This window comes from Campylobacter concisus (genome assembly GCF_015230035.1).
GTDB lineage: Bacteria > Campylobacterota > Campylobacteria > Campylobacterales > Campylobacteraceae > Campylobacter_A > Campylobacter_A concisus_BK.
The window spans coordinates 1-25,266 of record NZ_JAAKZD010000016.1 but is presented as its reverse complement, the minus strand read 5'-3'; the positions used below and the strand labels follow the sequence as shown (position 1 = coordinate 25,266).

Genomic DNA, 25,266 nt, shown 5'->3' with positions numbered 1-25,266 from the left:
GCTATTAGATACAAATTTCCCCGATCTAGGGGATTGAAACACCAATAGGGCGCCAAGGACGACATTTTGCTTGTTGAAATTAGATACAAATTTCCCCGATCTAGGGGATTGAAACTTTAATGCGCACCAAGGGAGTGCTGTGAGAAAAAAACATATTAGATACAAATTTCCCAGATCTAGGGGATTGAAACGCTAAAGAAGCAGCAAAGAGCTTTTATCACGAAGCTCAAAAATTAGATACAAATTTCCCTGATCTAGGGGATTGAAACAGAGCTAATAAAAGATCAACTAAGGAAACATAAAAATATTATTAGATACAAATTTCCCCGATCTATGGGATTGAAACCCTATGTATTTTTCATAACCATGGTCTGTCATCCAGATTAGATACAAATTGCCCCGATCTATGGGATTGAAACGCAGCTTTAAGCGCCTCAACTATGACAAAGCTTTTGTCAAATTAGATACAAATTTCCCTGATCTAGGGGATTGAAACGAGAACCTAACATCTCCATGTTTTCAACAACAGTGTGCTTTATTAGATACAAATTTCCCTGATCTAGTGGATTGAAATAGACATATCTATCGAGCATAGTTCTCGAGTATTAATTCATAGATACATTTCATTTTAGTTATTTTTTAGTTGGTATATAAAAAAATAATCGCTAAATTGACTATATATGACAACGAAACTTTTTATAATTGCCTCCGAAGTTGATGCTAAAGCGTCAATAAAAAAATTAAGGAGTTTTTATGAAAAAGATCGCATTATTTTTAATGGTTGCAGGAGTTGTAAGCTCTGCTTTTGCTAGTGAGGCTGCTAATCTAGCTAATATAGCACCTACTAATCACGACAAAGTTGCCATCGCGCTAGATACTTACTACAAAGGTACTGACATATGGGGCGCTTCCTCTTTTGCTCTTGGCTTCGATGGTAAATATGGCTTAGTGCAAGCTGCTAATGGCGAGCTATACTTCCGCTTAGCAGGTCATGCTGGCGTTAGAAGCAAGGATGTGCATAGATTTCTCGAGATAGGTGGCGGACTTGGCTGGTCTCAAAAGCTATCTGAAAATCAGTTTGTAGCACTTGAGACAAACTACAAATATGGCTTTGTTACCGGCGATGTCGGCAGTGATCTTAAAAACTGGCGAGAATACGGCGTGCAAGCAACATATGGCTATAGAGTTGCTGAGTGGCTAAGTATCGGTGTGAGTGGATCTTACGATAAAACTCAGTATGATCTATATGCCATCAAAAATATCAAAGGCTCTACATACGGCTTTGGCGTACCTATCTCTATAAGTATCACTAAAGGGGCGAACCTTAACATATATGGCGGCTATCAAAGCCAAAGACTAGATGGTAGCGACCTAAAAAAAGGACAACCTATAGTGACTTTGGGTATCACGGCGAAATTTTAGTTCATAGTAGCCAAGGCGTATGCTTTGGCTAAATGTTTCTTTTTAGAAATATTTTTAACTAAATTTGCAAGCCTTAACTCTTTTTAAGTAAATGAAATATAAATTTAAATAAAATACCAATATACGATGCAAAAAAAAGGAGACTATATGGAGTACCTATATGGTGTGAGCATTCAAGGTATACAAGAATACATCTACTCTACAAACAAACTACAAGAAATAGTTGGCGCAAGCGAAATAATCGACTCTTTAGGGCAAAAATTTAAAGATAAGAAAAAAGACGATGGGCCATTGTTTGCTATATTTGACGAGCTAAAAGAGAGAGGCTTGGTTAAGGAAATTTTACTAAATGCTGCTGGAAATTTCAGAGCTATAGTAAATGGCAGAGAAAATTTAAGCAAGATAGTCCTTGAGCTACCTAAAAAAATAATGCAAAATGCTTATGGTATCACAGTTTCTCAGGCTGCTGTTGAATACAAGGGCTATAAAGAGTCCTCTAAAAAACTCGAGGAAAATCTCAAAATCCAACGTAACCGCCCAAGCTTGCCACTTGATATGAGTATAAATTTTATGCTTCTAGCGCCAAAAACGGCTAGGGGTGTTGTGAAATTTAGTGATGATAGACTAGATATCTCGTGCGTACAAAAGAGAAAGTCGCATGATAGGTGGTTTAACAAACGCCGTGCAGAATACGACAAAGAGAAAGATGATGTTAAATTTACTGAGCTAAAAGAGTTTAGCGATATCTCAAATAAGAAAAATAAACTAGCAGTTATCCACGCTGATGGCAACGGCCTTGGAGTGTTAGTGAAAAACTTAGCGCAGATCGTGGATAGTACTAGGAAAACAGAGGCTATAGTTAATTTTTCAGAGGCGCTAGATAACTCTACAAAGTCTGCATTTGCTAATGCCAAAAAAAGGACAAAAGAGACATTTGGCGATAGTTTAAAGATAAAGGCACTAATCCTAAGTGGCGATGATATGACGGTGGTTTGTGACGCTGATATAGCACTGGAATTTACTAAAAATTTCATAGAGGAATTTGAGAATGCAACCGAAAGGGAAAAGTCTTATATCGAGCGAAAACTAACAATGTGTGCTGGCATAGCATACTGCAATGAGAAATTTCCATTTCATTACGCTGTTAGTCTAGCGGAGGAGCTTTGCGGTGTGGCTAAAAAACACTCTAAAAATAAGTACCCAAAAGAGAGCGCTGCTCCAAGCTGCGTGATGTTTCATAATATCCAAAGCTCGAATTTTCAAAGCTGGGATAATTTCATAAAAGATGAGCTTACGATAAAAAACAAAGACAATAACATCAGGTGTGACTTTGGTCCATACTATCTAAATAAAAATGGCGAAGCAAATATAGATGCTTTTGTAAATTTAGCAAAAATTTATAGTGGCGAAAAAAGTCCAAAAGGCAAGCTAAGAGAGTGGATCAAAGAGCTTGGCGTAAATGAGAATTTAGCCAAGATGATGTTAGATAGGATAAACGATATGCTTGAAAATAGGGGTAAATTTGATAAGTCTTTGGATGAGTTTTACAAGGGACTATCTTGTCAAAATTTGATAATAGAAAAAGATCAGTCGCAAAAAACTCCGATCTATGATCTGCTGCAAATTTTATCTGCTACTTATAGTCTGGGAGGCAAAAAATGACAATAAGTTATGAGCTTAAATTTTTCGACTACTGGCACGTTAGTAGTGGGCTTAGTGGCGGCGCTGCCTTAGATAGCTATGTGGTTAAAGATAGTTTTGGACTTCCTTATGTCCCTGGAAAGACTATAAAAGGCTTGGTGCGCGAGATGGCGGAGCTGTTTTGGAGCAAAGAGGACATAGATAGATGTTTCGGCTCAAGAGGTGGTGAAAATAAGCAAAACGACAACGATGATACAACGCAGGCACAATGCTACTTTAGCAGTGCAACGCTAGATCAAAAAACGGCTGATGAGATCATAGCGAACAATCTTGCACATAATCTCTTTGACGTTATCTCATCAACGATGGTTGATAAAAATGGCATAGCTGTTGATAAATCGCTAAGAGATATCGAGGTGGTTTTGCCTATTAGCCTAAAAGGAACGATAGAAAATGTAGATGAGAAATTTGCCAAAGAGCTGGATCGATCTTTAAAGATGATAAAGAGGATGGGGCTAAACCGCAACAGAGGCCTTGGTAGATGCGAATTTGTAGTGAAAGGGTTATGATGAGAGAGCTAAAATTTGAGATAACTTTTAAAAGTCCGATCATATTGCAAGCAGCCTCAAATACACAGGGCAAGATGAGCCTGCTTGATTTTATACCTGGAAGTGCATTTTTAGGTATGGTAGCTAGCAGATACAGTGAATTTAGCGATCCATTTAAAATTTTTCATAGCGGGGCGGTGAAATTTTGTGACGCATCGCCTACTAAAGATGGCAAGGAATTTTTTAAGATCCCACTCTCTTATTTTCATGAAAAACTCGATAGCAGCAAAATTTATAACCACCATCTGCTTTGTAAATATAACGCTAATGACAGGGATAAATTTGAGGATTTTATCCAGCTAAAACAGATGAGAAGTGGCTATATAAACGACGAAAACGAACAGCTAAGCTTTGTCTATGACTTTTCTCAAAAAAGTGCCTATGATAAAGAAGCAAGACGCTCTATGGATAGTCAGATGTATGGCTATGAGGCGTTTAGAGCTGGGCAAAAGTGGAAATTTGGCGTTAAATTTGATGAAAGCGTTAGCCAAAACGAGATAGATCTAGTAAAAGAAACACTTGAGCGCTCAACTAGACTTGGTAAGTCAAAAAGTGCTGAATATGGTGCTGTAAAGATAGAATTTATCGGTGAGCAAAAAGATGAAAATAAAAATTTTACACCACCAGAAAAGTATACTTTTATATATGCTAAATCCAGACTTGCACTTACCGACGAAAACGGCAATCCAAGCTACGATGTAAAGTATATATTGCCAAATTTGAGCCAAAACAATATCGACTATGGTAAAACGCAGATCAGAGTATCTCAATTTACCCCTTATAATGGTGCTAGAGCCACAAAAGACTATGGGCGAATTTGCATAAATAAGGGCAGCGTCATCGCACTAAAAGATCTAAGTAGTGAGCAGATAACTGAGTTAAAAAATGGCGTGGGAGCATATTTGAGCGAGGGCTTTGGCGAAGTTTTGATAAATCCGCTATTTTTAAGTGGTGGCGACGAGAAAGATAGAGCGATAAGCTTTAAAAATGATGAAAAAGATAAGCCAGCAAATATAAAAATAGAGATAAAAAGTGATTTGGCTAATTTCTTAAGTAAAAAGGAAAAGGATAGAGCACAAACTCTTACGATAGCCGAGGATGTGGCCAAATTTATAGATACCAACAAGGCTAAATTTAACGATATATCAAACTCTCAGTGGGGTGCGATAAGGTCAATATGTAGAGATGTTGCTACTAACGATACTGTGCTTGATGACAAAGAGGCTAAAATCAGCAACCAAACCACCGAAGAAAAAGACAAAAATATAACAGAACAAGTATCTAAATTCATACGTAATGGCGTTAGAAAAGTGAACTGGGATTGTGAAAAAGAAACTGGCAATGGCCATGTGCTTTTAAAAGCCATAAAAGAGAGCAAAAATCCGCTTAAATTTACACTGCTCTTATCGATGCAAATGCCAAAAGCCACAGGAGAAAAGAGATGAAAAGATTTTTAGCACACATTGTTATAAAGGCCAAAACTCCGCTAAAAGTTGGAGGTGGCAAGAATGATCTTTTTTACGATGCGCCTATACAAAGGGACTTTAATGGCTTACCTATGATACTTGGCACTTCGGTCGCAGGGATACTAAGAAGAGCGTTTGAAGAGTATGTCGGAGAAGAAGCGGCAAATGAAATTTTTGGAACAAAAGGCAAAGATAGTAAAAATTTAGTTGGATCAAGACTCGTGGTATCAAATGCACTGCTTGTCGATGAAAATGGTATGGTTTGTGAAGAGCTGCTTTCAAAAAAGAGCAAATTTTTACAGCTTTTTGATAGCTTGCCTATCAGAGATCACGTCGCTATAAATGCAAATGGCACAGCAAAAGACGCTGGAAAATTTGATGAAGAGGTAGTTTTTAGCGGAAGTAGATTTAAATTTTCATTAGAACTTGCAGGGACAAAAGATGAGTTTGAAAAGATACTAAATTTACTTTCAGATCCAGCTCTAAGGCTTGGTGGTGGAAGTTCAAAAGGCTTTGGTGCTTTGGCGATCAATGATATAAAGTGGGGCGAATTCGATCTTTGCAACTATAAAAGTAGCTTAAATGATAGTCCTGAAGGCTTTGTAAATTTTGATCTAAAAAACAAGCCAAATGAGAATTTTTTAAGATATGAACTTTCGATAGCTGCAGATGATTTTTTTATGTTTGGAAGTGGATTTGGCGATGCAGATGCTGATCACACGCCAGTGACTGAGAGTGTGGTTGATTATGAAAATAAAGAGCTTAGCAAGCAAAAGATTTTAATCCCTGCTAGCTCAATAAAAGGTGCTTTATCGCATAGAACGGCGTTTCATTACAATAAAATAAAAAAAGAATTTGAAAACGATGGTAAGGTCGGTAGCGAAAATAAAGCTGTAAGAGAAATTTTTGGATATGAAAAAAATAAAAATGAAAATGGCGCTAAAGGTAAAATTTTAATAAGCGACTGCTTTTTGAACTACAAACCAAGCAATGATACAAAAGTCTTTGAGCATGTTAGTATAGACCGCTTCACTGGTGGAGCTATAGATGCGGCTTTGTTTCAAGAAAAAGCTGTCGCTAAAAAAGATAAATTTACGATAGAAATTTTACTTAGAAATGGTGTGAGTGATGACGTGCTAAGAGCATTTGAACAAAGTCTAGATGATGTGGTAAAAGGACGTTTATCACTTGGCGGAGCGACCACTAAGGGCTATGGATTTTTTAAAGGCGAAGCCACAAAAAATGGCGAAAAATTGGAGCTAAAAAATGAAAAAAAATAGAGATGAAATTTTAAAATACGTTAATAGCCTTGCTGGTTACGAAGGCTACATCCAACTAATGAGCGAGAAAATCGATGAAAAACATATCTTTTTTGCTGGAGAGAGAAGCCCTAGCCTTAGTGAAGGCGAGCTAATTTATGAGGCACATTTTTTTAGTTCAAGTCAAAACAAAAGCATATTTATACGCCAGATAAATGATGGCTGGTTTGTTGATGAGACGGATCTAGACAGCGTAAAACTAAGCGAGGATGACATAAAAGTCTTTTACGCAAAGTCTAGCGACATCAAGATAAAAATGGCTCAAATTTGGATAGAAGAGAGTGATGAGCTTTGCGAAGGACTGCCTGTTTTGAAATTTAAAAAGTCTGCTTTTGCTGGTTTTATAATAGATAAAAAGGATGAAAAATGATAACCGCTCCTTATAATTTTGTACCACTAAATGAAAAAATATTTTACCCGCCTTGGGCCAGTGAAGACATACTTAAAAACATCCACGACGTGCCATTTAAAGATGGTGAAAGCGGCATAATAGAGGTCGAGATAACAGCAAAAAGTCCTATTTTTATAAAGGATAGTAAAAATCGCACCGAATTTTGTCACTTCACAAACGAAAATGGTGGCAAAGAGTACTACATACCTGCAACTAGTGTAAAAGGTATGATACGAAATGTCCTTGAGATAATGAGCTTTAGTAAAATTCGAATAGATGAAGGTAAACATAAAAAACATCTTAGTGTTAGGGATATGACGGATAGAAAAAATTTAGTCGGACAGGCTGATGGTTGCGGCTTTTTAGTTAAAAATGGCAATAGTTATATGATTGAAGAATGTGTAGATATTCGAACAATAAATTTACGCAATGACACAAATTATAAGGACATAAAAAAGCTAGAAACTGCTAAAGAAAAATACACAAAATTTGGTCTCCTAAAAGAGATAAATTTTACTCCTTATAATGAGAAATCAAAAAATAGATCAGGGCAAAATATAACCATTAAACGAGCTAAATTTGATAGGCAAGGAAGAATAGGCATTTTAGTTTTTACGGGTCAAATAGGGAATAAAACACACGAATTCGTCTTTGCTAAAAGCGGTAATAAAATTGCGTTAGATAAGAACATTTTTGAAAATTTTAAAAGTGTTTATTTTGACGACGAAGAATCAATAGATGGTCAATTTTGGAAAAAGCAGTTTAATAAAGGTACGCCAGTACCAATTTTTTACAACAAGGACAAAACTGTTATTGGCTTGACGCAACTTTTTAAACTTGCCTACAAAAAAACTATTTTTGAGGCAGCAAAACAGGAAAGTGACGAAACAAAATTTGATCTTGCTGAGACTATTTTTGGAACAGTTAAGGGCAAAAAGGCTCTAAAAGGACGAGTATATTTCTCACATTTTAAATCAGCTATCGAGAGGTTTGAAGCTCAAAAGACCGAACAAGGGATATTTGGTACACCAAACCCTAGTTATTATCCAAACTACTTAGAACAAAACGGCGGTAAATATATAACGCTTATGGACACAACTGCTAGGATAAGAGGCTATAAACGATACCCTTTACATTCTGGAGTAGAGCAGCTCAATATAGGAAACGGCAATAAAGATATGGTGGTTGAGTTTAAGCCGCTTCCAGCAAATAGCGTTTTTAAAGGCAAAATCGCATTTCACAACCTTAAAAAAGTCGAAATAGGGGCACTAATAAGTGCAATAACTTTTCACGGACTAAATGATAAATGCATGCACAATATTGGCTTTGCAAAGCCTTACGGATATGGAAAAATAGATATTAAACTTACGCTAAAAGACCTAGAGTATAGCCAAGACGAATATCTAAAAGAATTTGAAAAAAAAATGAATGAATTTGTACCAAATTGGCTTAAAGAAAAACAACTAACTGAGCTTAGATCGATGGCAAGCACTAACTATAAGGCATCAAATATCTTGAGATATCAAAAACTTGGTGACGGCAAAAATGGAATAGGCAATGAATTTACTAATGCTAAAAAGAATCATGAATTTCTTTTGCCACACTCTGGTAATGCATACAAGACCAGTTCAAGTGAAATAAAATCACAAAATACTCAAAAACCTTCGACAGAAACAAATGGTATAGATATAGGTAGTTTTGTTAATTTTAATAAAGGTAAAAAATGAACAAGTACCAAAACAGAGAACTTCAAAAAATAATTGTTTCGCTTCTAGGAAGCTCGCTTTTGGGAGTTAAGGCGTTTTTGATAATAACTGGAGTGGCTGTCTTTTTTGCATGGCTACCTGATGGTATGTCTACATTGTTAGATAAAATTTTTGGAGGAGAAATTTTTACTTGGAGTGCAAAAGATGGAACTATGCTAGTTCAAATTTTAGGCTCGATCGCAATATTCTTGCTAGTTAAGCAAATAATCCCAAAAAATGTTGCTAATGTAGAGATAAGCATAAATAACGAACCTAAAAAAGCAAAAGCATTGGTGCTATTTTTAAGTCCAAATAAAGAGAAAGAAGAAGATTTGATAAAACTAAAAACACTTGAGGACATGAAACCTTTTAAATATTTTATGCCTTTTAGGGCGATAGACTATCACAAAGAGACACTTGCTAAAATAATCATTTCCTGCTCTGATCAGTCCTTTAATGATAAGGATAAATTTTTAAAGTGTGTGAAAAATATTTTTGGTAGCAAGATTGCAAAAATTATAGAGATAAAGAGTGCTGGTGACTTCGAAAAAGCTAAAAATGTCTATGATTTTTTAGAAAATACATATGAAGAGCTTAAAAAAGACGGGTTTAAGGAGGATGATATCGTATTTGACGTTACTGGTGGCCAAAAAGTAATAGCCATAGCTGGAGCAATGTTTGCGATACCAAATGATAGGCATTTACAGTATGTTTCTACAAATGATTATAGTGTTAGACACTATGATTTAACTTATATAAAAAATGAGGAGTGAGATATGAAAGTCGTAACATTTTTGGGAACTATAAAAAAAGCAGAAGATCATGACGTACCTATTTATAGATATGACAACAAACTAAAAGAGCTATACTCTTTAAAAAGAGAGAGGTATGTAAATATGCTCCCTCTATTGATAGACAATTTTGATGCAAAAGGTATTGTGCCAATTTTTACAGAAACAGCTCTAAAGATTCAGTCTAAAGTTTTAAAAGATGAGCTAGGAAATAGTTATGATGAGATATTTAATAATGAAAATTTAATAGAAGATGAAAAAAATTTTTATGATATTTTACGTATCATCAATAATGCAACATCAGGTGATAAAGAATACATAATAGACCTAACTCATGGATTTAGACATATCCCGATCTTAGCAACTATTTCACTTATCTCTCAAAGCTTAAATAATACAGACAAAATTAAACATATATTTTTTGCAAAAGAGATAACCCCTAGAAAAGAGTATGAGATAATAGACCTAAAAGAGTATCTGGAGCTTGCAAATATGTCATACGTATTAGAGACTTTTGATAAAAATTATACTGTTTCATTCGTGGCTTCATTTGAAAACGAAGATTTTGAAAATTTGAGAGGCGAGCTAGCAAAATTTTCTAACTATATTCTTTCTAACTCATTACAAGCACTTAAAAATAGCTTTGATATAGTCTTGGAATACATAGAAAATATTAAAAAGAATGAACAAATTTTTATTTTTAAATCCAGCCTTGATAGAATTAAAGAACACATAGAAGAGCTAAAGAGTATTAGCAGAAAGAGGGATTTTCAAAAGCTATACGAGATGTCTGAGGTTCTTAACAAAAAGGGCTACTTATTAAATGCTATAACTTTGTTATTTGAGGCTATTGGAAGCTATTGTAATGAAGGTATAGAAAAAATTAATCCAACAATAGAGAGTTATGTAAGAGAATTTAGAAACAGTGATATTTTCAATCATTATGATTTAACAAATCAATCAAGGAATCTTGTTAAAATAGGCACCAGAATGAACTCTTACCTATTCGGCACTGAAAAAGCTCGAAAGCATTTTGAATTTAGTGAACAAAAGTCTAGAGAATATTTGAGCGAAATTAAAAGATTAATAGTTGAAGAAATAGAAAAAGCACAAAATATTAAAGAATTTAGAGAATTTATAGTTGATGCCGAGAGATTAAGAAATAATTTGGCACACGGCAATAGTAGTGAAGAGATTGAGAATCCAAAGTTAAATTTTAAACGACTTTTAATCGACTTTAAAAGATTTTGTTTAGATGAAGATATTTTTGGCGTAAAAAAATGAAAACTCTTTTTATTTTAATGAATCATGCTCTAACGCCAGAACAAGAGGAGGATGCGAGAGAAAATTTAAAAATTGAGAAATTTGTAAATATAGTTGATGCTAAGTGGAGTGACATAGATCCGTTTGAAGAAAGTGTACGAAATATCATAAATATATACAAAGATAGACTTATGCAGCAGGCTAGTGCTGGCGATGTGCTATTAGTTCAAGGTGACTTTGGAGCAACATATAACATGATAAAATTCGCAAAAAATATGGGTTTAACCGTCGTATATGCTACTACAAAGCGTATAGTAAGCGAACATATAGAAAATGGAAAAGTCGTAACAAAACGAGAATTTAAACATGCAAGATTTAGAGAATATGAGGATTTATAATGGCAGAGTTAAACAATAAAACATTAATTATTTTTGAAATTTTAAAAAAGTTAGTAAAAAAACGAGAAATTTATCCATCAGACACAGAGCTTTTAGATGAATTTGGTATACAAGAAAGAACGCTAAGAAGATATATAGAAGAGATCAAAATTTTATTCGAGGATTCATTTATAGTAGAAAATAAGCTTGTAAAAAATGCCAAAAGACCTATGGGTGTATTAAGAGTAGCTGATAAGAATAAAGACATAATCATCGTTTTAGAGTATCTTTTAAAAAATAGCGACAATCTAGGCTGGCTAATCACCTTACTAAACGAAAACGACCCTAGTTTATTGAAAGATTTAGAGCAACATGAAAAAGAGGTATCTAAGCAGCTACAAGAAGATTCTGATATATTTTTATTTAAGACAAATCCTTTAGAAAATTTACAAGATGAGCCTAGCAAAAGGTATTTGAGTGAGCTTCGTAATGCAGTTGGAAACAGAGAATACCGAGACATTAAGTATAAATATATCGGTGAAGTCGAAAATTTAACCGATGCAAAATGCCTAAAAATAGTCTTTACTGATGGAAATTGGTATTTGGCTATAGAGGATGCTAACGAAAATTTTAGGCTTTTAAGGGTGGCTTTTATAGTATCTTTAAGCAAAAGTTCAAAAAACTATCAAAAAAAGATTTTGTCAAAGTACAAGACGTATTTTAATAAAATACAAAATGCCATGAGCTTGCCATCAAATACGCCACAAAGAGCCCTACTTAAAGCCTCTCCTAAGGTAGCTATATATTTTCGTAAAGGCATGAAGAGTTTTTTCCCATCTCAAAGATTTGAAAAGGCTTTAGAGGATGGCAGTGTTACGTTTAGTATAGATTTTACTCAGGATATAGAAATCCTACCTTTTATAAAACGATGGCTCCCAGATATTGAGATATTAGAGCCAAAAAGCCTAAGAGATAAATTTAAAGAGGATCTAAAAATTGCTCTTGATTTATTAAATAAATAATTCAAATTTATAGCTTAATAGGCTATGGCAAACAATATTGAAAGAATTAACATAAGCTATCAATGTATAAAGCAAATATCAGTCTTATTATCCTGTTGCCATATCCATCTTACCATTAGTTATAACCTAACGGCAAAAACTATCCACTTATGTAATAGTTTATGTAAAAAACAGTAAAATTGCATTTAACAAATAAACTTGGAGCATATACAATGTTTCACATATTAAATCCCAAATACAATGAATTATCAGAGCAAAATTTCAAAGAGACCATAGATGAGATCTGGGACTTTGTGGATACCAACAACAACCATATCCTATCAAACCCTCAAAACAAGATAAAGGGCAATCGGCCGCTAATAACCAAGAAAAGATTAACAGATATGATGGAAATGGAGTGGACACCACTGCAAGAAGAGATCAATTTCTCAAATTATCTATATATAGTAATCAAAAATATGGAGAGTAAAATCAATGAATCCAGTCAGATCAATCAAGAACAAATAGAGCAGATCAAAAAAGAGTTAGTCAATATACTAATAACAATCAATCACGACTGGGTGAATTGGAGAGCGATGACTTGCGATACGATAGAACCGAGCGAGGAAGTGATAAATCGGATGAAAGCTTATATCGAGAAACATCTGGACATGGAGCAACAAGAGATAATGAGATCAACATATCCAGCACCTTCGAACATTCAATCAGGCGACTGGATGCACAGACTAACGATACTTTACCGCTGGACGACAGCTTTGGAGAACTTGGGGATGATAGACGACATCCAAGCCAGAGGGCTAGTGGACGAGGAGAAGCTAGGGGAGCTAACGATAGCTCTATACAGGCAGGAGTATTGGGAGAAGGATATTCTTTGCGAGGACGAAGCGAAGAAATTAAGAGAGATGGGCAATACGGATATTGAAATTTACAAGATAATGGGGGGACTATCGATATATAAAGAATATCTCAATCTGAGCGACGCAAGATATCCGATGAAAGAGATAAGAGAGAAACTGCTAGGACATTAAAAGGAGAAAATGTGGAAGAAAATTTTACACTAGATGAAAATACTTTACCCCTATGGCTTAAACAAGACCTAAAAAAGTTTTTGGATTGCAAAAACTCAAATGTTGATCCTAATTTTGATTTAAGCTTATACTGGAGCGAGCTTTATACAACAATAAACATATCTCAGCTTAGTAAAGAGATCACAAAAGACGAAGCGGACTATTTAAGAAAAAAATATTTAGGAATTTGCTAGAGTAGTTTTTAATAAAACTATTTTATTTCATAAAGTTATGAAATATATAATTAATTAGGCTAAATAAGTGATATTTTATACTATTTTTGATAAAATACAAAAATCATAGCAGCTAAGGCAGTAACCTTATATCGTAGAGATTATGGCAAACCCTTAGCATTTTCAAGAGCTCAAGGGTGATTTTATAAAGCTTGTCATAAAATCGACTTGAGCTTTTTTGCCCTATTTTTTTAATGGAGCTTGTTCTAATATGAAAATGAGAGTTGCTATATTAGTTGATGGTGATTTTTTTATAAAAAGACATTGTTCATACTTTAATAAAGAAATATCCAAAACGTCTGCTGCTGATATAGCAAAATGCCTAAAAATTCATTGTATGAAACATATTCGAGATGATAAAGAAATGTTATATAGAATTTTTTTCTATGACTGTAAGCCTATTACTAAAAAAGCTCACTACCCTTTTTCACATCGTTCATTGGATCTAGCAAAAAGCAATACCGCTATTTTTAGAAATGAATTACACAAAGAACTTACACGCACTTCGTGTCTTGCTTTAAGATTTGGTTATCTCGATGAAAAGAATGCATCTTGGCAAATCAAAGACGAAAAAACTTATCATGATATTTTAAGCAAGAAAAAAGATTTTAATTCACTTACCGATGATGATTTAGTATATAAAGCCAAACAAAAAGGTGTTGATATGAGAATAGGTCTTGATATTGCTACCCTTTCCTATAAAAAACTTGTTGACAAAATTGTTCTAATATCTGGCGACAGCGATTTTGTCCCTGCAGCAAAACTTGCCAGACGAGAGGGATTATTTTTTATACTTGACCCTATGGGTAATGATATAAAAGAAGATTTGCAAGAGCATATTGATTGGTTAACAACCACATTGCCAAATTTTAAAAAGAAAAAATAAATTTTAGACTGTACTTATTTTTAAAAAAATAATAATTTACTTGTTTTTAGGCAAGTTCTTAAGCTTTTCCTGCTTCAAGTTTTTTAAGTTTTAAATTTTTTGTCCTTTCTTTTAACAAAATTCTGTAAAAATAGTGAACCATCAATTAAGTCTTTTAAAAATAGTTATTTTCATACTAAAAAAGCTATAGTTTTAGGCTTTTTAGAATGGCATTTTTTCGTTTAAGGTTTACGAGCTGTAAGCTCCGATGAAACTTAAAGAACGAAATGTCATATTTTAGTGGTGTTTGGGTTTAAGGTTTGCAATATTGCAACTTTTATATTCTTCAAAATATCCTTATACCCAGTCAAATAATTATACAATCAAAATCCAACATAACTTGCAGTATTCAAAACCTTATTTCTGCACCCAACGTAATATTTAAATTTATCATTTATGTATATTGATGGCAATTGTGTATTTTTTGTAAATGTACGCAAATAAGGAATATAAGCTCTGGAAAGGCTATCATTATATTTAATGGAACCATCACTCATAATTGCAATTATATTTCTGTCAAACAATTTATGATGATTCTCGCATAACCACAGACCGTTATCTCCATCTGTTGCATATCGAACTTTATCGTCTATACTGATTGATTTTGCAGCCCTTATACTCGCAACAGGCCAGATATGTGCTCCCTGAATTATATCAGGAATCGTACATCCACACAGGGCACAATGTTTCTCGCCGAGTTTATCAAGTAGATTATACTGATACCTTGGAGAACGCAGTTGATTGCCACAGCTCTCTTCAAAAATTCTTTTTTCAAAGGTCAAGTCGGTTCTTATAATATCAACCGTGTCCATTTTTTTAAGGACTTGCAAGCTTGATTTCGGCAGTTCCTTCAAATTGCCTTCTAATATTTCATATAACTTTATTTTTTCTGCATGTCCAATTATCATGGACATTGCATAACATATAAGGCTGGATTCATATTTGCTTGCACCATAGGTTTTACAGTAAGCTTCGTATTCACCCCCATTGTTTTTGCTTATATAAGTGGAGTTATTGCTTTTGTTTGTCCTGCGATTCTCATCACGCGCTCGCATCATATCTTCAATTGTTACAAAACTGGTTACTGCGGGTGAGGTGGGGAAATTCAAAAAAGTGAATCCTACTGTCTGCATAAGTCTATAAATAAACATATGGTAATCTGTTGCAGGATTTCCGCTTTTGCAGATGAAATAATAGTACAACTTCTTTTTTTCATAAGGGCACATGTAAAAAATATTAAATGCCGTAGGTACACTCTGAATACTTGAGTTGCGCCCCTCAATAGCTAGTTCTGAAAATGTTATGAAGTGCACATAGTCTCCATAGCGGAGCGTTGCCAAACGCCCTTTATTATAGGTATTAGACAAAAAACATCACTATAATCATTGTCTACATACTGACAATTATAATCCGAGCGACCGGTTATTTTCAGGCAGATATCTTTTAAACTTTCATCATCAAGTTGATTTTGAAAGCTTAGCCTCGTCTGTGCGGATTTTTGTAAATTTCGCTTGATTACAAATAATGGTTTATCACTCATAGTTGATCACCAATATTTCCTTTCTTCGGCTTCCAGATATCCCCAGAATGTCTCCTAACTCTATTATATGGTAATTGTTGTTTCTCGTCCAATTCAATAGATTTTGGTTTATCTTACCTTTGTGCTCCAAGACATATGACAGCATGAACCGGCTTCCCTCGCCATTTAATCTATCCAAAAAGTTAAAGAGTGCAAACTCTTGCGAAATATCCCAGCCTTTAAAACCTCGTTTTCCGTCATTATATGAGCCATTGGTAAGCATATAAGGAGGATCGAGATATATGAACGTGTGCCCATCATTAACATATTGGAACATATCCGTGTAATCTGAACAGTAAAATCGAACATTTAATTCCTTTATGCGACGGGAAAAACTTATAAGTTTTTCCAAAATCTTGTCATTAAACCATCGCATTCCCACAGGGTTGTTAAATTCATGGTTCCCATTAAAACGGATCTGCTGTTGAAAGCTATATAGTATTACCACAAGCAATAATCGTGGATCACGTTTATCCTCTGGGAAAAAGTTGTAATAATTGCGCACCTTGAGATAGGAGTCTTTATCCCCCGGTTCCAATTCAAAGCGTTGTATAATTTTCTTCATGTACACAATATAAGAGAAAATATCATAATGCCAAAAGGATTCGATAAGTTCTTTGACAAAATGATTGTACTCGTTATATATGATGCTTTCGGAACTTATATTGATTCCAACATTAAAACCGCCTCCGAAGGTATCTATAAAATTGTCTATGTTGGCAGGAAGGCTTTTCCTTATTTCCGCAATAACACGAGTTTTGTTTCCTATATAATTGAGCGGTGATTCATATATAACATCCGATGGATTCTTTTTCTCTACAAAGAATAAATATTCAAAATGTTCCTTATGGTTTTGTGACTTCCAGTTCTGATATTTTTTATAGCTAATTTTTTTACAGCAATATGTTTCTGGCTTTCAATAACGTTTCATAACAGCCTCAATATATTCTTTAGACATTAAGCCATCGTTGTTATAGCTAAGGACAATATAGCGGGCTTTTGTTTTAGCAATAATCTTATCGAAGAGGATATTAACCTTGTATTCTTTAGACCAATCGGATCTCATAGGCATAACAGGGCGAGATCCCGTCACTTTGCTGACAGAAGGACAATCATTCAAAATTAGTGTTTCAAGCAAATGATATTGTGCTCCGTATTGATTCTGTGTGTACGGTGGGTCTAAATATAAAATATCGCATTCGACGTCCGAAATGATATTTTCTATTTTATCGTTATAAATTGCAATATCTCCTAGAGTACACTTATTATATGATGGTATTATAAATTCAATTGGTTTTAATGCTCGTCCATCCCATTTTTTTTAAGAATGCACCATACACTCCCGCAGTATTTGAAACCTTCGACACAGATTCTATGAGACAGGCAAGAAGAAACATATATTCTGGTTCAGTAAGTAATTCGTTTCTATACCATTCTTCTATCTGATTTCTGAAATAATCTATCCTCGCAGCATTCTTAGAAGTAAAATACATTCTGTCGCTTTCGGTCGGTGCGTACGTTTTATATATAAAGCCGTGGATTTCATCACGGCTTTGATTTAAATACTCAAACGGATTAAGACCAAGTCTTTTAAAATAACAGATTGGGGCATATACTCTGCCAGCCGTGTAAACGGTGGCCCATTTAAGGTTATCATTAATAATAATATTAAATCTATCTTTTAATCTGTCTGATACTGAGCCTGTTCCACAAAATGCATCAAATAGAGTTAGCTTATTATCGGATGTTATTTTACTATTAACAAAAGCATTAATTTGTTTTACAATCGATTCTTTATTTCCTATAAATCTCATTATTTAGATACCAATTCTCATTTAGTGTATATTGATTGAGGTTATTATTTCTTCTCATTTTAGATTATTATAACCTAATATTGTTACCTTTTGATGCTGTATTTTAAAAAGACTTGTTATAAGTTATTAAGTATATAATATTATTTTCTATAAAAACTTATTCATATTTAAAAGTTATTAATATAATTTAAATCATAATATTTAAAACTTGTTAAGAACATATTGTGAGAATAGCGGTAATTAACTCTAAAGGCGGTGTCGGCAAAACTCCATTGGCTTTTAGTTTGGCTAAGGATTTTGGCTTAAATTTACAGACTAATGATAATTCTGTGGTTACTCAAATATATGATAAAGCAGTATATTTTAATCCTTGTAAAATAACAAATGATACGATTTATGATTTTGGCGGCTTTGTGGCCTCTAGAGTGCTAAGCATTCTAAAAGAGTGTGATCTAGTGATTATGCCGGTTACTCCCAAAATAAACTCCGTTTTTAAGGCAGCAGAAACCTACAATCAAATACAGACGTTGTGAACAAGGGGGACTTGGCAACTATTATAGAGGCTTTAAAGGGAGCAGGATTTAAAAACGACGTCGAGTATATGCTTTTAAAAAGATCAGCCATATTTGAAAATGCCATTGCAAACGGTATGAGTTTTGTGGAACTTTATAATCAAAATGGTTTATCAAAATCCCAGTACAAAGACTTCTATTTGCAATACTATAAAATTATCGAATACATAAAAGCCAAGGCTTTATCGTGAAAAATCTTTCAAATTTTAAATTAAACAACGATATAGTAACATGGTTTGTGGAGGCAGACAATCAAACTGCAAAACTAGATAAGATTTCCGAACTGGAAGCTATTTTAGCTAAATATAAAAGACTAGGACGCCCAAAATTAGAAAATCCACCAACTCATCAGATGACGGTGTACCTATCCGATGACGAGATGGATTTTATAGCTAAAGAGGCTAAAGAAAAAGGCATCAGTAAGAAACAGGTACTTAGAAATTTAATAGCCAAGCAGGTAAGCTAGTAGTTTTCTTATTGCTAGAATCCTAGAGGCTATAACTAAAAAGTTAAGCATCCCATAAAAAATAGTGTGTATAATAGTAAGTATAAAAATATAAAAGGAATGGTGTGTCTAGTCTTGATAAGCTAATCAAAAAACTTGAAAATAATCCAAAAAACGCAAGCTTTGATGATGTTAAGCGCTTACTATTAAATCATGGTTATGAACTAGATCACATTAAAGGCTCACATCATAAATTTAAAAAAAGCGACGACACGATAGTTGTACCATATCATAAGCCGATTAAAGAAATATATATTTTACAAATCTTAGCAAAAATAAGGGAGTAATGATGAAAAAAGACTTGAACTATTATTTAAACTTGCCATATACGATTACGATCAAAAAGCTGGACGACGGCGATTATTTTGCTCAATATGTAGAGGCTGGGTTAGTTAAAAACAATCTAATGGCCGGCTGGGGAGCTACTGAGACCGAAGCAATAGAGGATCTAAAAGAAGCCTTTGCGTGCTACGTCGAGGGGGCTCTTAAAAACGGCGAAAACATTTATGAACCGATTGATGAAAACGCCAAAGTTCGCATAAATTTAACTATACCTAAAGGTGTTTTAAATGCAATTGATGCCGTTACAAATAACCGTTCGGCATGGTTTAGCGAATTAGCTAAAAAGGCATTAATAGTGTAATTTACGCCATTATTGAAATATGGTTATCCCTCCTCAAAAGCTACTTATAGTGTATCCACTATACTTTTTTTAAAATAACATCTTTATTATATTATATTAAACTTTTTAATTTTTCTTAAAATTATTGTTTAAGTTTTGCATAGTTATAATTTTTAAAAAGGACAAAAAGGGGTAACAAATGAAAATTTTTTTAGTTTTGTTATTAAGTATTTCTATTGTATTTTGTGCCGTAGAAAATGAACTTTATGCTGAGCATGTTGCATATAAAGAATATGGAAAAAAGGGAGATTATCAAAATGCTTTAAAACATGCCTTAAAGCTCATAGGATATCTCACACCAAGTGATAAAAATAAGATTGATTATGCTAAAAATGAATATGGTAAGTTTGTGTCTTACATATACAATGATATAGCGACTTTTTACAAGAATTTAGGTAACTCTGAAAAAGAGATCGAGTACAACACAGAAGCCATTCGTGCTTATTTTAAATATTTAGACGAAAGTTACTCTGAAAGGTTTAATGCTGATAAGAAAAAATTTGAAGATCCGGGATATATTGATGATGACGGCTGGGGAGAACAATTAGTAAGCTTAAAAAACAATATCTCTGTTGAGAACTATTGTCAAGATAGCTATGGTTGCGAAACACATGATCTGGCTGTTGTATTTCGCAGTATCGGTGATAATGATAGAGCGCTAGATTTTTATAAGCAAAGTATAGATTATAACAGAGCTGGAGGGAATGGTTGTATTACCTCAGACAATTTTACTATTAACCAAACAATGAGGCTACTGAGGATTAAGTATGGAGAAAATAGTTTGCAGTTGGCTGAATTTTATTTAGATGTAGCAAATGGATATATATATGAAATAGGCGATAATAACAATGAGGCTGTTAAGTATGTCATAAAGTCCATAGATATATGTCTTGATCATCTTAAAAACGACAAAGAAAATAAAAATGCTTTAGATCTATTATATAAGTCTTTTTGGCAATTAGGTAACTATATGCAATTTAAAAAGAATTATGGTACCGTTATTTTGGCTGGAGAAAAGATATCCAAAGTTGCTCTTAAAACAAAACAGCTTAACGACTTATACCACAATGTGCTAGGACAGGCATACTTTAATGTTGGCGACTATGAGAAATCTATAAATTTACTAAAGGACATAGCGACAGATTCGACTTATGCAGATTCGACTTATTTTGATAGATCTAATGCAATGTTTTTTCTTGCAAAAAGCTATCAAAAAATAGGTCAGTATAAAAACTCTAACACTATTTTTAGAGATTTAGTTAATCAAAAATTTAAATCGCTTATAAGCGGTGAGCTTGTTATTGGTGGTAGGAGCGAACCTGAGATAATGGAGCTTTACTATAATATCGCTCACAACTATCTTTCAGAAGATAAAATAGATCTAGCCATAGATAACTATAAGCTTGCATATAATATTTATAATCATCCACTTGCTGATTTTTCTTTAACAGGTTATGCCGACAAGTTAGAAATAGTAGGCAGCACTCGTACCCCAAGCATATCTACAAAAGAACTCATGAAAAGCAATATACAAAATTATGATAAAATGGTAAAGTTTCAACAACAAACAGAAGCCTATAATACAAGTTGGATATATTTTATAGATTCTGGTGCACTGCTACACGAAATGGGCTTTTTAAAAAATGCTATAAAATATTATAATGTATCCAAAAAAAATTTTGAAGGAATAAAACCAGAACCACTTATTAATCTAAACATAGCAACAGCATATCATGGTTTAAAAGACTATAATAATGCAGCGGAATACGCGCAAAAAGCGTATATAGATTTTGATAATAATAGAAAAGAATCCTTTAAAAATTTACAAAGTTCTGACCAAAAGAAATTTCTAGAAAACAATGGCTTATACCTTCTTACACTGGTTGATTCGATTTATCAAGCTGCACAATCAAACAAGGCAAACTCAAACATCAAAGCCCTAAAATCATCTGCGTTTGATTTTTTTATCAACTCAAAAGGTAGTTTGCTAGATAAAGAAAACACAATAGCTATGATGAAGTATTATATAACTGATAAGAATATACTGGATAAGATAGAGCAGTTTGAAGCCAAACAGCGAACACTAGCCGAACTAAATATCCAAAAAAAAGATAAAAATGAAATTGAAAAGCTAGAAAAAGAAATCGACAGCATCGAGTTAGAGCTCGCGAGTGCCTCTGAAAAATTCCAAGAGGAGAAAAAGCTAGAAAAGATTACTATTTCAGATATAGCAAACTATATAAACAATGATGAGTTATATGTGGATTTTGGTTATGCAAAAGAACAATACTTTGTTTTTATCGCTGATAATAAGAAAAATATAGACCTTTTTGTCTATAGCTACCAAGATAGTAAAAAGATTAATACTCTTATTAATAATTTTAGAAAAGATATAGAAAAATTAGCAAAGAGTAGTGAGCAAAATCACACTATCTCTAAAGAGAGCACTGAAACGCTATCAAGTCTTTATAAGCTAATCTTTAACAAAAATATTAGCCAAAAACTTGGCAACTACAATAAATTTATAGTTTCTACAGACGGAGCATTGCGACTTATGCCTTTTGAGGCTCTGATAACTGGCTCTGGTTATTTTATTGAAAATAATGATATTAGATACATAATGTCTGCAAAAGAATTTGTAAGAACGCATAGATTTAACACATCTGACACAAAAAATCACATGGCTGTCTTTAGTGACCCAGCATATGATAAGGTATCAAGTAGCTCAGTAAAGGCTAATATATCTGATATCAATACTACAAACGTAAATGAAGAGGTTATGACTAGAGCCGTAAATTCTGTAGAATTTTTTACAAGATTAAAGGGCTTTAAAGAAGAAGAGGAGGCTATCAAGGGTATATTTACTGACAATATAGATGTATATAACCGTGAAAATGCAAGCCTTGAAAACATGTTTAAGGTAACTTCTCCAAAAATTCTACACGTAACTACTCACGGGTTTTTTATAAATGATCACAATATCCTTAACCCTATGTTAAAATCAGGCATAGCCTTAAGTGGAGCAAACACAAAAACAAAAGATGGTGTTGTAACCGCATTAAAACTATCTGGATTAAATTTACAGGGAACTGATATGGTTGTATTATCAGCATGCGAAACAGGTGTCGTTGATATGGCAGATACTAATTCTGTTGCTGCGCTACCAAAAACATTTATGCAAGCTGGTGTAAAAAACGTCATGATGAGTTTGTGGAAAGTGGATGACAAACAAACTGTTGGACTAATGAAAGATTTTTACAACAACATTAAAAATGTTAATCTCGATGAAAATGGAGCTTGGAAAAACCAAGCTAACAATAGCACAAATGAATATAATGTGCTGTTAAAAAAAGCTAAACTCAATATGATAAAACAAGGGCTTCATCCATATTATTGGGCTGCTTTTATAATAAACGGAGAATAAGTTTTATACCGACTTAATTTCACTCCACTTTAAGTCGGTATGTATTAATATCTTATTATTTTTTTAAAAGGATTTACAATGCTAAAACTCACCCTGGCTTTGCCCCTACTGGCATCACTTGCTATCGCAAATGTATCTTTAACCACGCAAGGTAATGTAGTCTATCATATCGATGGCAAACCAAGCACTAGCAAAATTGCAGATGAAGGTTCGCTTATCGAATACATAAGTGGTGATGGCAAGATAAGTTTAAAAGATGATGTTTCTAATAAAAAGCTGACTCTTAACAAAACAGGCGATCAATACACTGCTAGTAAATCATCTGGTATATTATCTCTTGCTGGCATAAAAGCTTACTTTGCAAAAGTTGAAGTAGAAAACAAAAACGCCTTTACTAGAGGCGACTCAAACTGCGCTGCATTTGATGCAAAAAAAGAGACACTAAAACTTGCTCCAAGCATTAGCTCTATACTATACTACCGAGATGGCGAGCTAGTAGATGAGTATAAAGTACAAGATCAAAATATAATATCATCAAATAACTCAAAAGTATCATATAAATCAGGCGATATTATGAGATTTTTAGATAGGGATGAATACGACATATACTGCCTAGAAGTTAAATAAGCAAGTTTTATGACATTGTTAAACTTGATCAAGTCAAGCCTTTTAGTAATAGCTAAAAGTACACTAAGTCCAAAGCTAGCACTTTTAAAAGAACTAGGAAATTTTAAATTTTCTATTGTATTTGGAGTGCTAGCTGGTATTTGTTATCTAGTGTATAATGCGATATCTGATTATGAGTTTATTAGAAAAAATATAGGCGACGTCGAGTATGATATCACACTAAAAGCATACTCACATGTTAGCCAAAACCCCACAAATGCACCACGCATAATAGTAGTGATGATAGATGAAAAATATCTACGTGATCACAACCTAAGCAATGGTAATGAAACGCTAGGCTTTAACTATACGCCGCGATCGCTACTGGCAAATATACTAAATAAACTAGACACTAAAATTGTAGGACAAAAACCAAAAGGGGTGCTACTGGATTACTACCTTGCATATAGTGGCGATATAAATGGCACTGTAATAGCTGATGACAAAACACTAATAGACGCACTAAACACTCATGCCAAAGAGTACCCGATATATATACCAACTTATACTAACAAGATGTTTATACAACCATATCTTAATAAAAGCGTGAAATTTGCATCTGTTCAAGTAGATCAAAATAAAGACGGTATAATAAGAGGTTATAGCCCCTATCTTTGTAAAGATGGCAAAAAAATAGCACATATAGCTAAGATATTTAGTTTGACTAATAATAATGAAAATAGCGAGTGTGATGCAAGTTATAAACCTAGTTTTGACGAGATGTTAAATTCTCGTATACTTTTTAAAAGGATAGATGATGTGGCCAAGGTTTCAAACTATAAAAATATCACTATCTACCAAGCAGGCGAGCTTGATAATATCGATGAAGACTTTAACGATGCTATCGTACTTATAGGATCTGATTATAAAAACTCAGGAGATATAATAAACACTACAATAGATACAAGAAGTGGGGTTCTAATACTAGCTGATACCATTACAACTGCATCTATATTGCCTAATGGACTTAAAAAAGTTCATCCACTTATAGCTGCCATGTCTTATACGTTAATGTTTTTTATCATTACTTGGACAGCGCTAAGCCTAATGGACAAATTTAATGTAAAAAACGATACTGTAAAAACAAATATTTTACTCATATCGAATATACTAATATTTTTTATCCCCGCTAGTGGGATGATATTTTTAGGGTATTATCTATCATGGGCTGTACCTATGATACTATTTGAAGCAACAGATAAACTGATGATAATTGCAAGGGCAAAAAATAAGATTGATACACTTGCAAAACCTATAATAATAACCGTTGCAGTTGCTTTAGCTATTATAGTTCTTGTGATAGTAGCAACAATAGCTATTTTATAAGATGTTGTCCATTCATTAATATCTATTCTTAATAACAAAATTTGATACCAATGAACCAAACCTCCGTCAGGAAGTATAAAATTTAAAATAGGAAATCGGCTTGAGAATTCTTTAGTAATCTGCTTGATTTTAAAAAGTTTGAACAGCAAAACTACAAATAAACAGCCTAATACACTATAACTATCTATTTGGTTTGATATTTTGTATTTGATCGGAATTTATTATATTTTTCTATTACTGATACTAAAACAGCTTTTGCTTTAAATAAAGACTAAATTCACCTGCTAAAGAAAAATAGCCATAGTAAAGCAAAAGCAAAAAACGTTAACCTAAAAAGAGCAATAAAGCGAATTTATATTGCCAAACAAAAAATGAAGTAACTTCATGAGCATCATAGTTTCAAAACTTAATCTCACTACCCTATATAT

26 protein-coding genes are annotated in these 25,266 nt (G+C 33.5%); 22 read left to right on the top strand and 4 right to left on the bottom strand.

Annotated elements, in window-relative coordinates; translation table 11 throughout:
* Positions 1–753: 753 nt before the first annotated feature.
* From G6W41_RS09280 to G6W41_RS09215, 14 genes are all read left to right on the top strand, one after another.
* Positions 754–1,422: a hypothetical protein gene (locus G6W41_RS09280; protein WP_194171333.1), complete on the top strand. Its 669-nt coding sequence runs from the start codon at positions 754–756 to the stop codon at positions 1,420–1,422.
* 147 nt (positions 1,423–1,569) lie between these two features.
* Positions 1,570–3,084, top strand: a complete 1,515-nt coding sequence (locus G6W41_RS09275) for a Cas10/Cmr2 second palm domain-containing protein (protein WP_194171332.1) — start codon at positions 1,570–1,572, stop codon at positions 3,082–3,084.
* A complete protein-coding gene (locus G6W41_RS09270; protein ID WP_194171331.1) occupies positions 3,081–3,632 on the top strand; it encodes an RAMP superfamily CRISPR-associated protein in 552 nt (183 codons plus the stop codon). The genes G6W41_RS09275 and G6W41_RS09270 overlap by 4 nt, the downstream gene beginning before the upstream one ends.
* Entirely contained in the window at positions 3,632–5,116 is a 1,485-nt protein-coding gene (locus tag G6W41_RS09265; RefSeq protein ID WP_194171330.1) for a hypothetical protein, read from the top strand. Before G6W41_RS09270 ends, G6W41_RS09265 begins: the two co-directional genes overlap by 1 nt.
* A complete protein-coding gene (locus G6W41_RS09260; protein WP_194171329.1) occupies positions 5,113–6,417 on the top strand; it encodes an RAMP superfamily CRISPR-associated protein in 1,305 nt (434 codons plus the stop codon). The genes G6W41_RS09265 and G6W41_RS09260 overlap by 4 nt, the downstream gene beginning before the upstream one ends.
* Entirely contained in the window at positions 6,404–6,826 is a 423-nt protein-coding gene (locus tag G6W41_RS09255) for a TIGR04423 family type III CRISPR-associated protein (RefSeq protein ID WP_194171328.1), read from the top strand. The genes G6W41_RS09260 and G6W41_RS09255 overlap by 14 nt, the downstream gene beginning before the upstream one ends.
* Positions 6,823–8,574 (top strand): TIGR03986 family type III CRISPR-associated RAMP protein, encoded by a 1,752-nt coding sequence (locus G6W41_RS09250; protein ID WP_194171327.1) that lies wholly within the window; start codon positions 6,823–6,825, stop codon positions 8,572–8,574. Before G6W41_RS09255 ends, G6W41_RS09250 begins: the two co-directional genes overlap by 4 nt.
* Positions 8,571–9,365: a hypothetical protein gene (locus G6W41_RS09245; protein ID WP_194171326.1), complete on the top strand. Its 795-nt coding sequence runs from the start codon at positions 8,571–8,573 to the stop codon at positions 9,363–9,365. The genes G6W41_RS09250 and G6W41_RS09245 overlap by 4 nt, the downstream gene beginning before the upstream one ends.
* Before the next feature lie 3 nt (positions 9,366–9,368).
* On the top strand, positions 9,369–10,667 hold the full coding sequence (locus tag G6W41_RS09240) for a TM1812 family CRISPR-associated protein (protein ID WP_194171325.1): 1,299 nt from the start codon (positions 9,369–9,371) through the stop codon (positions 10,665–10,667).
* A complete protein-coding gene (gene csx20, locus G6W41_RS09235) occupies positions 10,664–11,044 on the top strand; it encodes a CRISPR-associated protein Csx20 (RefSeq protein WP_194171324.1) in 381 nt (126 codons plus the stop codon). The genes G6W41_RS09240 and csx20 overlap by 4 nt, the downstream gene beginning before the upstream one ends.
* Positions 11,044–12,045, top strand: coding sequence for a helix-turn-helix transcriptional regulator (locus G6W41_RS09230; protein WP_194171323.1), 1,002 nt, complete (start codon positions 11,044–11,046; stop codon positions 12,043–12,045). The genes csx20 and G6W41_RS09230 overlap by 1 nt, the downstream gene beginning before the upstream one ends.
* Positions 12,046–12,257: 212 nt before the next feature.
* Positions 12,258–13,073: a hypothetical protein gene (locus G6W41_RS09225; protein WP_194171322.1), complete on the top strand. Its 816-nt coding sequence runs from the start codon at positions 12,258–12,260 to the stop codon at positions 13,071–13,073.
* Between the two features lie 11 nt (positions 13,074–13,084).
* The gene (locus tag G6W41_RS09220; RefSeq protein WP_194171321.1) at positions 13,085–13,306 is read left to right on the top strand and encodes a hypothetical protein; all 222 of its coding nucleotides are present in this window, start codon (positions 13,085–13,087) and stop codon (positions 13,304–13,306) included.
* Positions 13,307–13,556: 250 nt separating this feature from the next.
* Positions 13,557–14,231, top strand: coding sequence for an NYN domain-containing protein (locus tag G6W41_RS09215; protein WP_194171320.1), 675 nt, complete (start codon positions 13,557–13,559; stop codon positions 14,229–14,231).
* Positions 14,232–14,593: 362 nt separating this feature from the next.
* Here G6W41_RS09215 and G6W41_RS10385 read toward each other — a convergent pair whose 3' ends face one another.
* The 4 genes from G6W41_RS10385 to G6W41_RS10330 all read right to left on the bottom strand — a co-directional run bounded on the left by G6W41_RS10385 (position 14,594) and on the right by G6W41_RS10330 (position 17,663).
* Positions 14,594–15,583, bottom strand: coding sequence for an HNH endonuclease (locus G6W41_RS10385; RefSeq protein ID WP_194171319.1), 990 nt, complete (start codon positions 15,581–15,583; stop codon positions 14,594–14,596).
* A gap of 219 nt (positions 15,584–15,802) precedes the next feature.
* Positions 15,803–16,618: a DNA adenine methylase gene (locus G6W41_RS10535; RefSeq protein WP_430733023.1), complete on the bottom strand. Its 816-nt coding sequence runs from the start codon at positions 16,616–16,618 to the stop codon at positions 15,803–15,805.
* 147 nt (positions 16,619–16,765) lie between these two features.
* Positions 16,766–17,074, bottom strand: a complete 309-nt coding sequence (locus tag G6W41_RS10335) for a DNA adenine methylase (RefSeq protein ID WP_346010883.1) — start codon at positions 17,072–17,074, stop codon at positions 16,766–16,768.
* Between the two features lie 61 nt (positions 17,075–17,135).
* A complete protein-coding gene (locus tag G6W41_RS10330) occupies positions 17,136–17,663 on the bottom strand; it encodes a DNA adenine methylase (protein ID WP_196779846.1) in 528 nt (175 codons plus the stop codon).
* Between the two features lie 224 nt (positions 17,664–17,887).
* Here G6W41_RS10330 and G6W41_RS09200 point away from each other — a divergent pair, with 224 nt between their 5' ends.
* From G6W41_RS09200 to G6W41_RS09165, 8 genes are all read left to right on the top strand, one after another.
* On the top strand, positions 17,888–18,196 hold the full coding sequence (locus G6W41_RS09200; protein WP_194171318.1) for a hypothetical protein: 309 nt from the start codon (positions 17,888–17,890) through the stop codon (positions 18,194–18,196).
* An 11-nt stretch (positions 18,197–18,207) separates the two neighbouring features.
* Positions 18,208–18,426: a hypothetical protein gene (locus G6W41_RS09195; protein WP_194171317.1), complete on the top strand. Its 219-nt coding sequence runs from the start codon at positions 18,208–18,210 to the stop codon at positions 18,424–18,426.
* On the top strand, positions 18,423–18,701 hold the full coding sequence (locus tag G6W41_RS09190; protein ID WP_103611522.1) for a hypothetical protein: 279 nt from the start codon (positions 18,423–18,425) through the stop codon (positions 18,699–18,701). Before G6W41_RS09195 ends, G6W41_RS09190 begins: the two co-directional genes overlap by 4 nt.
* 104 nt (positions 18,702–18,805) lie before the next feature.
* Complete coding sequence (locus tag G6W41_RS10235) at positions 18,806–19,027, top strand: type II toxin-antitoxin system HicA family toxin (RefSeq protein ID WP_103611523.1); 222 nt, start codon at positions 18,806–18,808, stop codon at positions 19,025–19,027.
* A gap of 2 nt (positions 19,028–19,029) precedes the next feature.
* Entirely contained in the window at positions 19,030–19,383 is a 354-nt protein-coding gene (locus G6W41_RS09180; RefSeq protein WP_103611524.1) for a HicB family protein, read from the top strand.
* A 178-nt stretch (positions 19,384–19,561) separates the two neighbouring features.
* Positions 19,562–22,846 (top strand): CHAT domain-containing protein, encoded by a 3,285-nt coding sequence (locus tag G6W41_RS09175; protein ID WP_194171316.1) that lies wholly within the window; start codon positions 19,562–19,564, stop codon positions 22,844–22,846.
* A gap of 78 nt (positions 22,847–22,924) precedes the next feature.
* Complete coding sequence (locus G6W41_RS09170) at positions 22,925–23,473, top strand: hypothetical protein (RefSeq protein WP_194171315.1); 549 nt, start codon at positions 22,925–22,927, stop codon at positions 23,471–23,473.
* 9 nt (positions 23,474–23,482) lie between these two features.
* Positions 23,483–24,838, top strand: coding sequence for a CHASE2 domain-containing protein (locus G6W41_RS09165; RefSeq protein ID WP_194171314.1), 1,356 nt, complete (start codon positions 23,483–23,485; stop codon positions 24,836–24,838).
* Positions 24,839–25,266 lie beyond the last annotated feature (428 nt).

Coding starts and splice junctions, on each gene's coding strand:
- G6W41_RS09250 (WP_194171327.1), top strand. CDS start 6,823: ATGATAACCGCTCCTTATAATTTTGTACCACTAAATGAAAAAATATTT.
- G6W41_RS09170 (WP_194171315.1), top strand. CDS start 22,925: ATGCTAAAACTCACCCTGGCTTTGCCCCTACTGGCATCACTTGCTATC.
- G6W41_RS09165 (WP_194171314.1), top strand. CDS start 23,483: ATGACATTGTTAAACTTGATCAAGTCAAGCCTTTTAGTAATAGCTAAA.
- G6W41_RS09265 (WP_194171330.1), top strand. CDS start 3,632: ATGAGAGAGCTAAAATTTGAGATAACTTTTAAAAGTCCGATCATATTG.
- G6W41_RS09275 (WP_194171332.1), top strand. CDS start 1,570: ATGGAGTACCTATATGGTGTGAGCATTCAAGGTATACAAGAATACATC.
- G6W41_RS09280 (WP_194171333.1), top strand. CDS start 754: ATGAAAAAGATCGCATTATTTTTAATGGTTGCAGGAGTTGTAAGCTCT.
- G6W41_RS09225 (WP_194171322.1), top strand. CDS start 12,258: ATGTTTCACATATTAAATCCCAAATACAATGAATTATCAGAGCAAAAT.
- G6W41_RS09240 (WP_194171325.1), top strand. CDS start 9,369: ATGAAAGTCGTAACATTTTTGGGAACTATAAAAAAAGCAGAAGATCAT.
- G6W41_RS09245 (WP_194171326.1), top strand. CDS start 8,571: ATGAACAAGTACCAAAACAGAGAACTTCAAAAAATAATTGTTTCGCTT.
- G6W41_RS09255 (WP_194171328.1), top strand. CDS start 6,404: ATGAAAAAAAATAGAGATGAAATTTTAAAATACGTTAATAGCCTTGCT.
- G6W41_RS09215 (WP_194171320.1), top strand. CDS start 13,557: ATGAAAATGAGAGTTGCTATATTAGTTGATGGTGATTTTTTTATAAAA.
- csx20 (WP_194171324.1), top strand. CDS start 10,664: ATGAAAACTCTTTTTATTTTAATGAATCATGCTCTAACGCCAGAACAA.
- G6W41_RS09180 (WP_103611524.1), top strand. CDS start 19,030: ATGAAAAAAGACTTGAACTATTATTTAAACTTGCCATATACGATTACG.
- G6W41_RS09260 (WP_194171329.1), top strand. CDS start 5,113: ATGAAAAGATTTTTAGCACACATTGTTATAAAGGCCAAAACTCCGCTA.
- G6W41_RS09230 (WP_194171323.1), top strand. CDS start 11,044: ATGGCAGAGTTAAACAATAAAACATTAATTATTTTTGAAATTTTAAAA.
- G6W41_RS09175 (WP_194171316.1), top strand. CDS start 19,562: ATGAAAATTTTTTTAGTTTTGTTATTAAGTATTTCTATTGTATTTTGT.
- G6W41_RS09270 (WP_194171331.1), top strand. CDS start 3,081: ATGACAATAAGTTATGAGCTTAAATTTTTCGACTACTGGCACGTTAGT.
- G6W41_RS10330 (WP_196779846.1), bottom strand. CDS start 17,663: ATGAGATTTATAGGAAATAAAGAATCGATTGTAAAACAAATTAATGCT.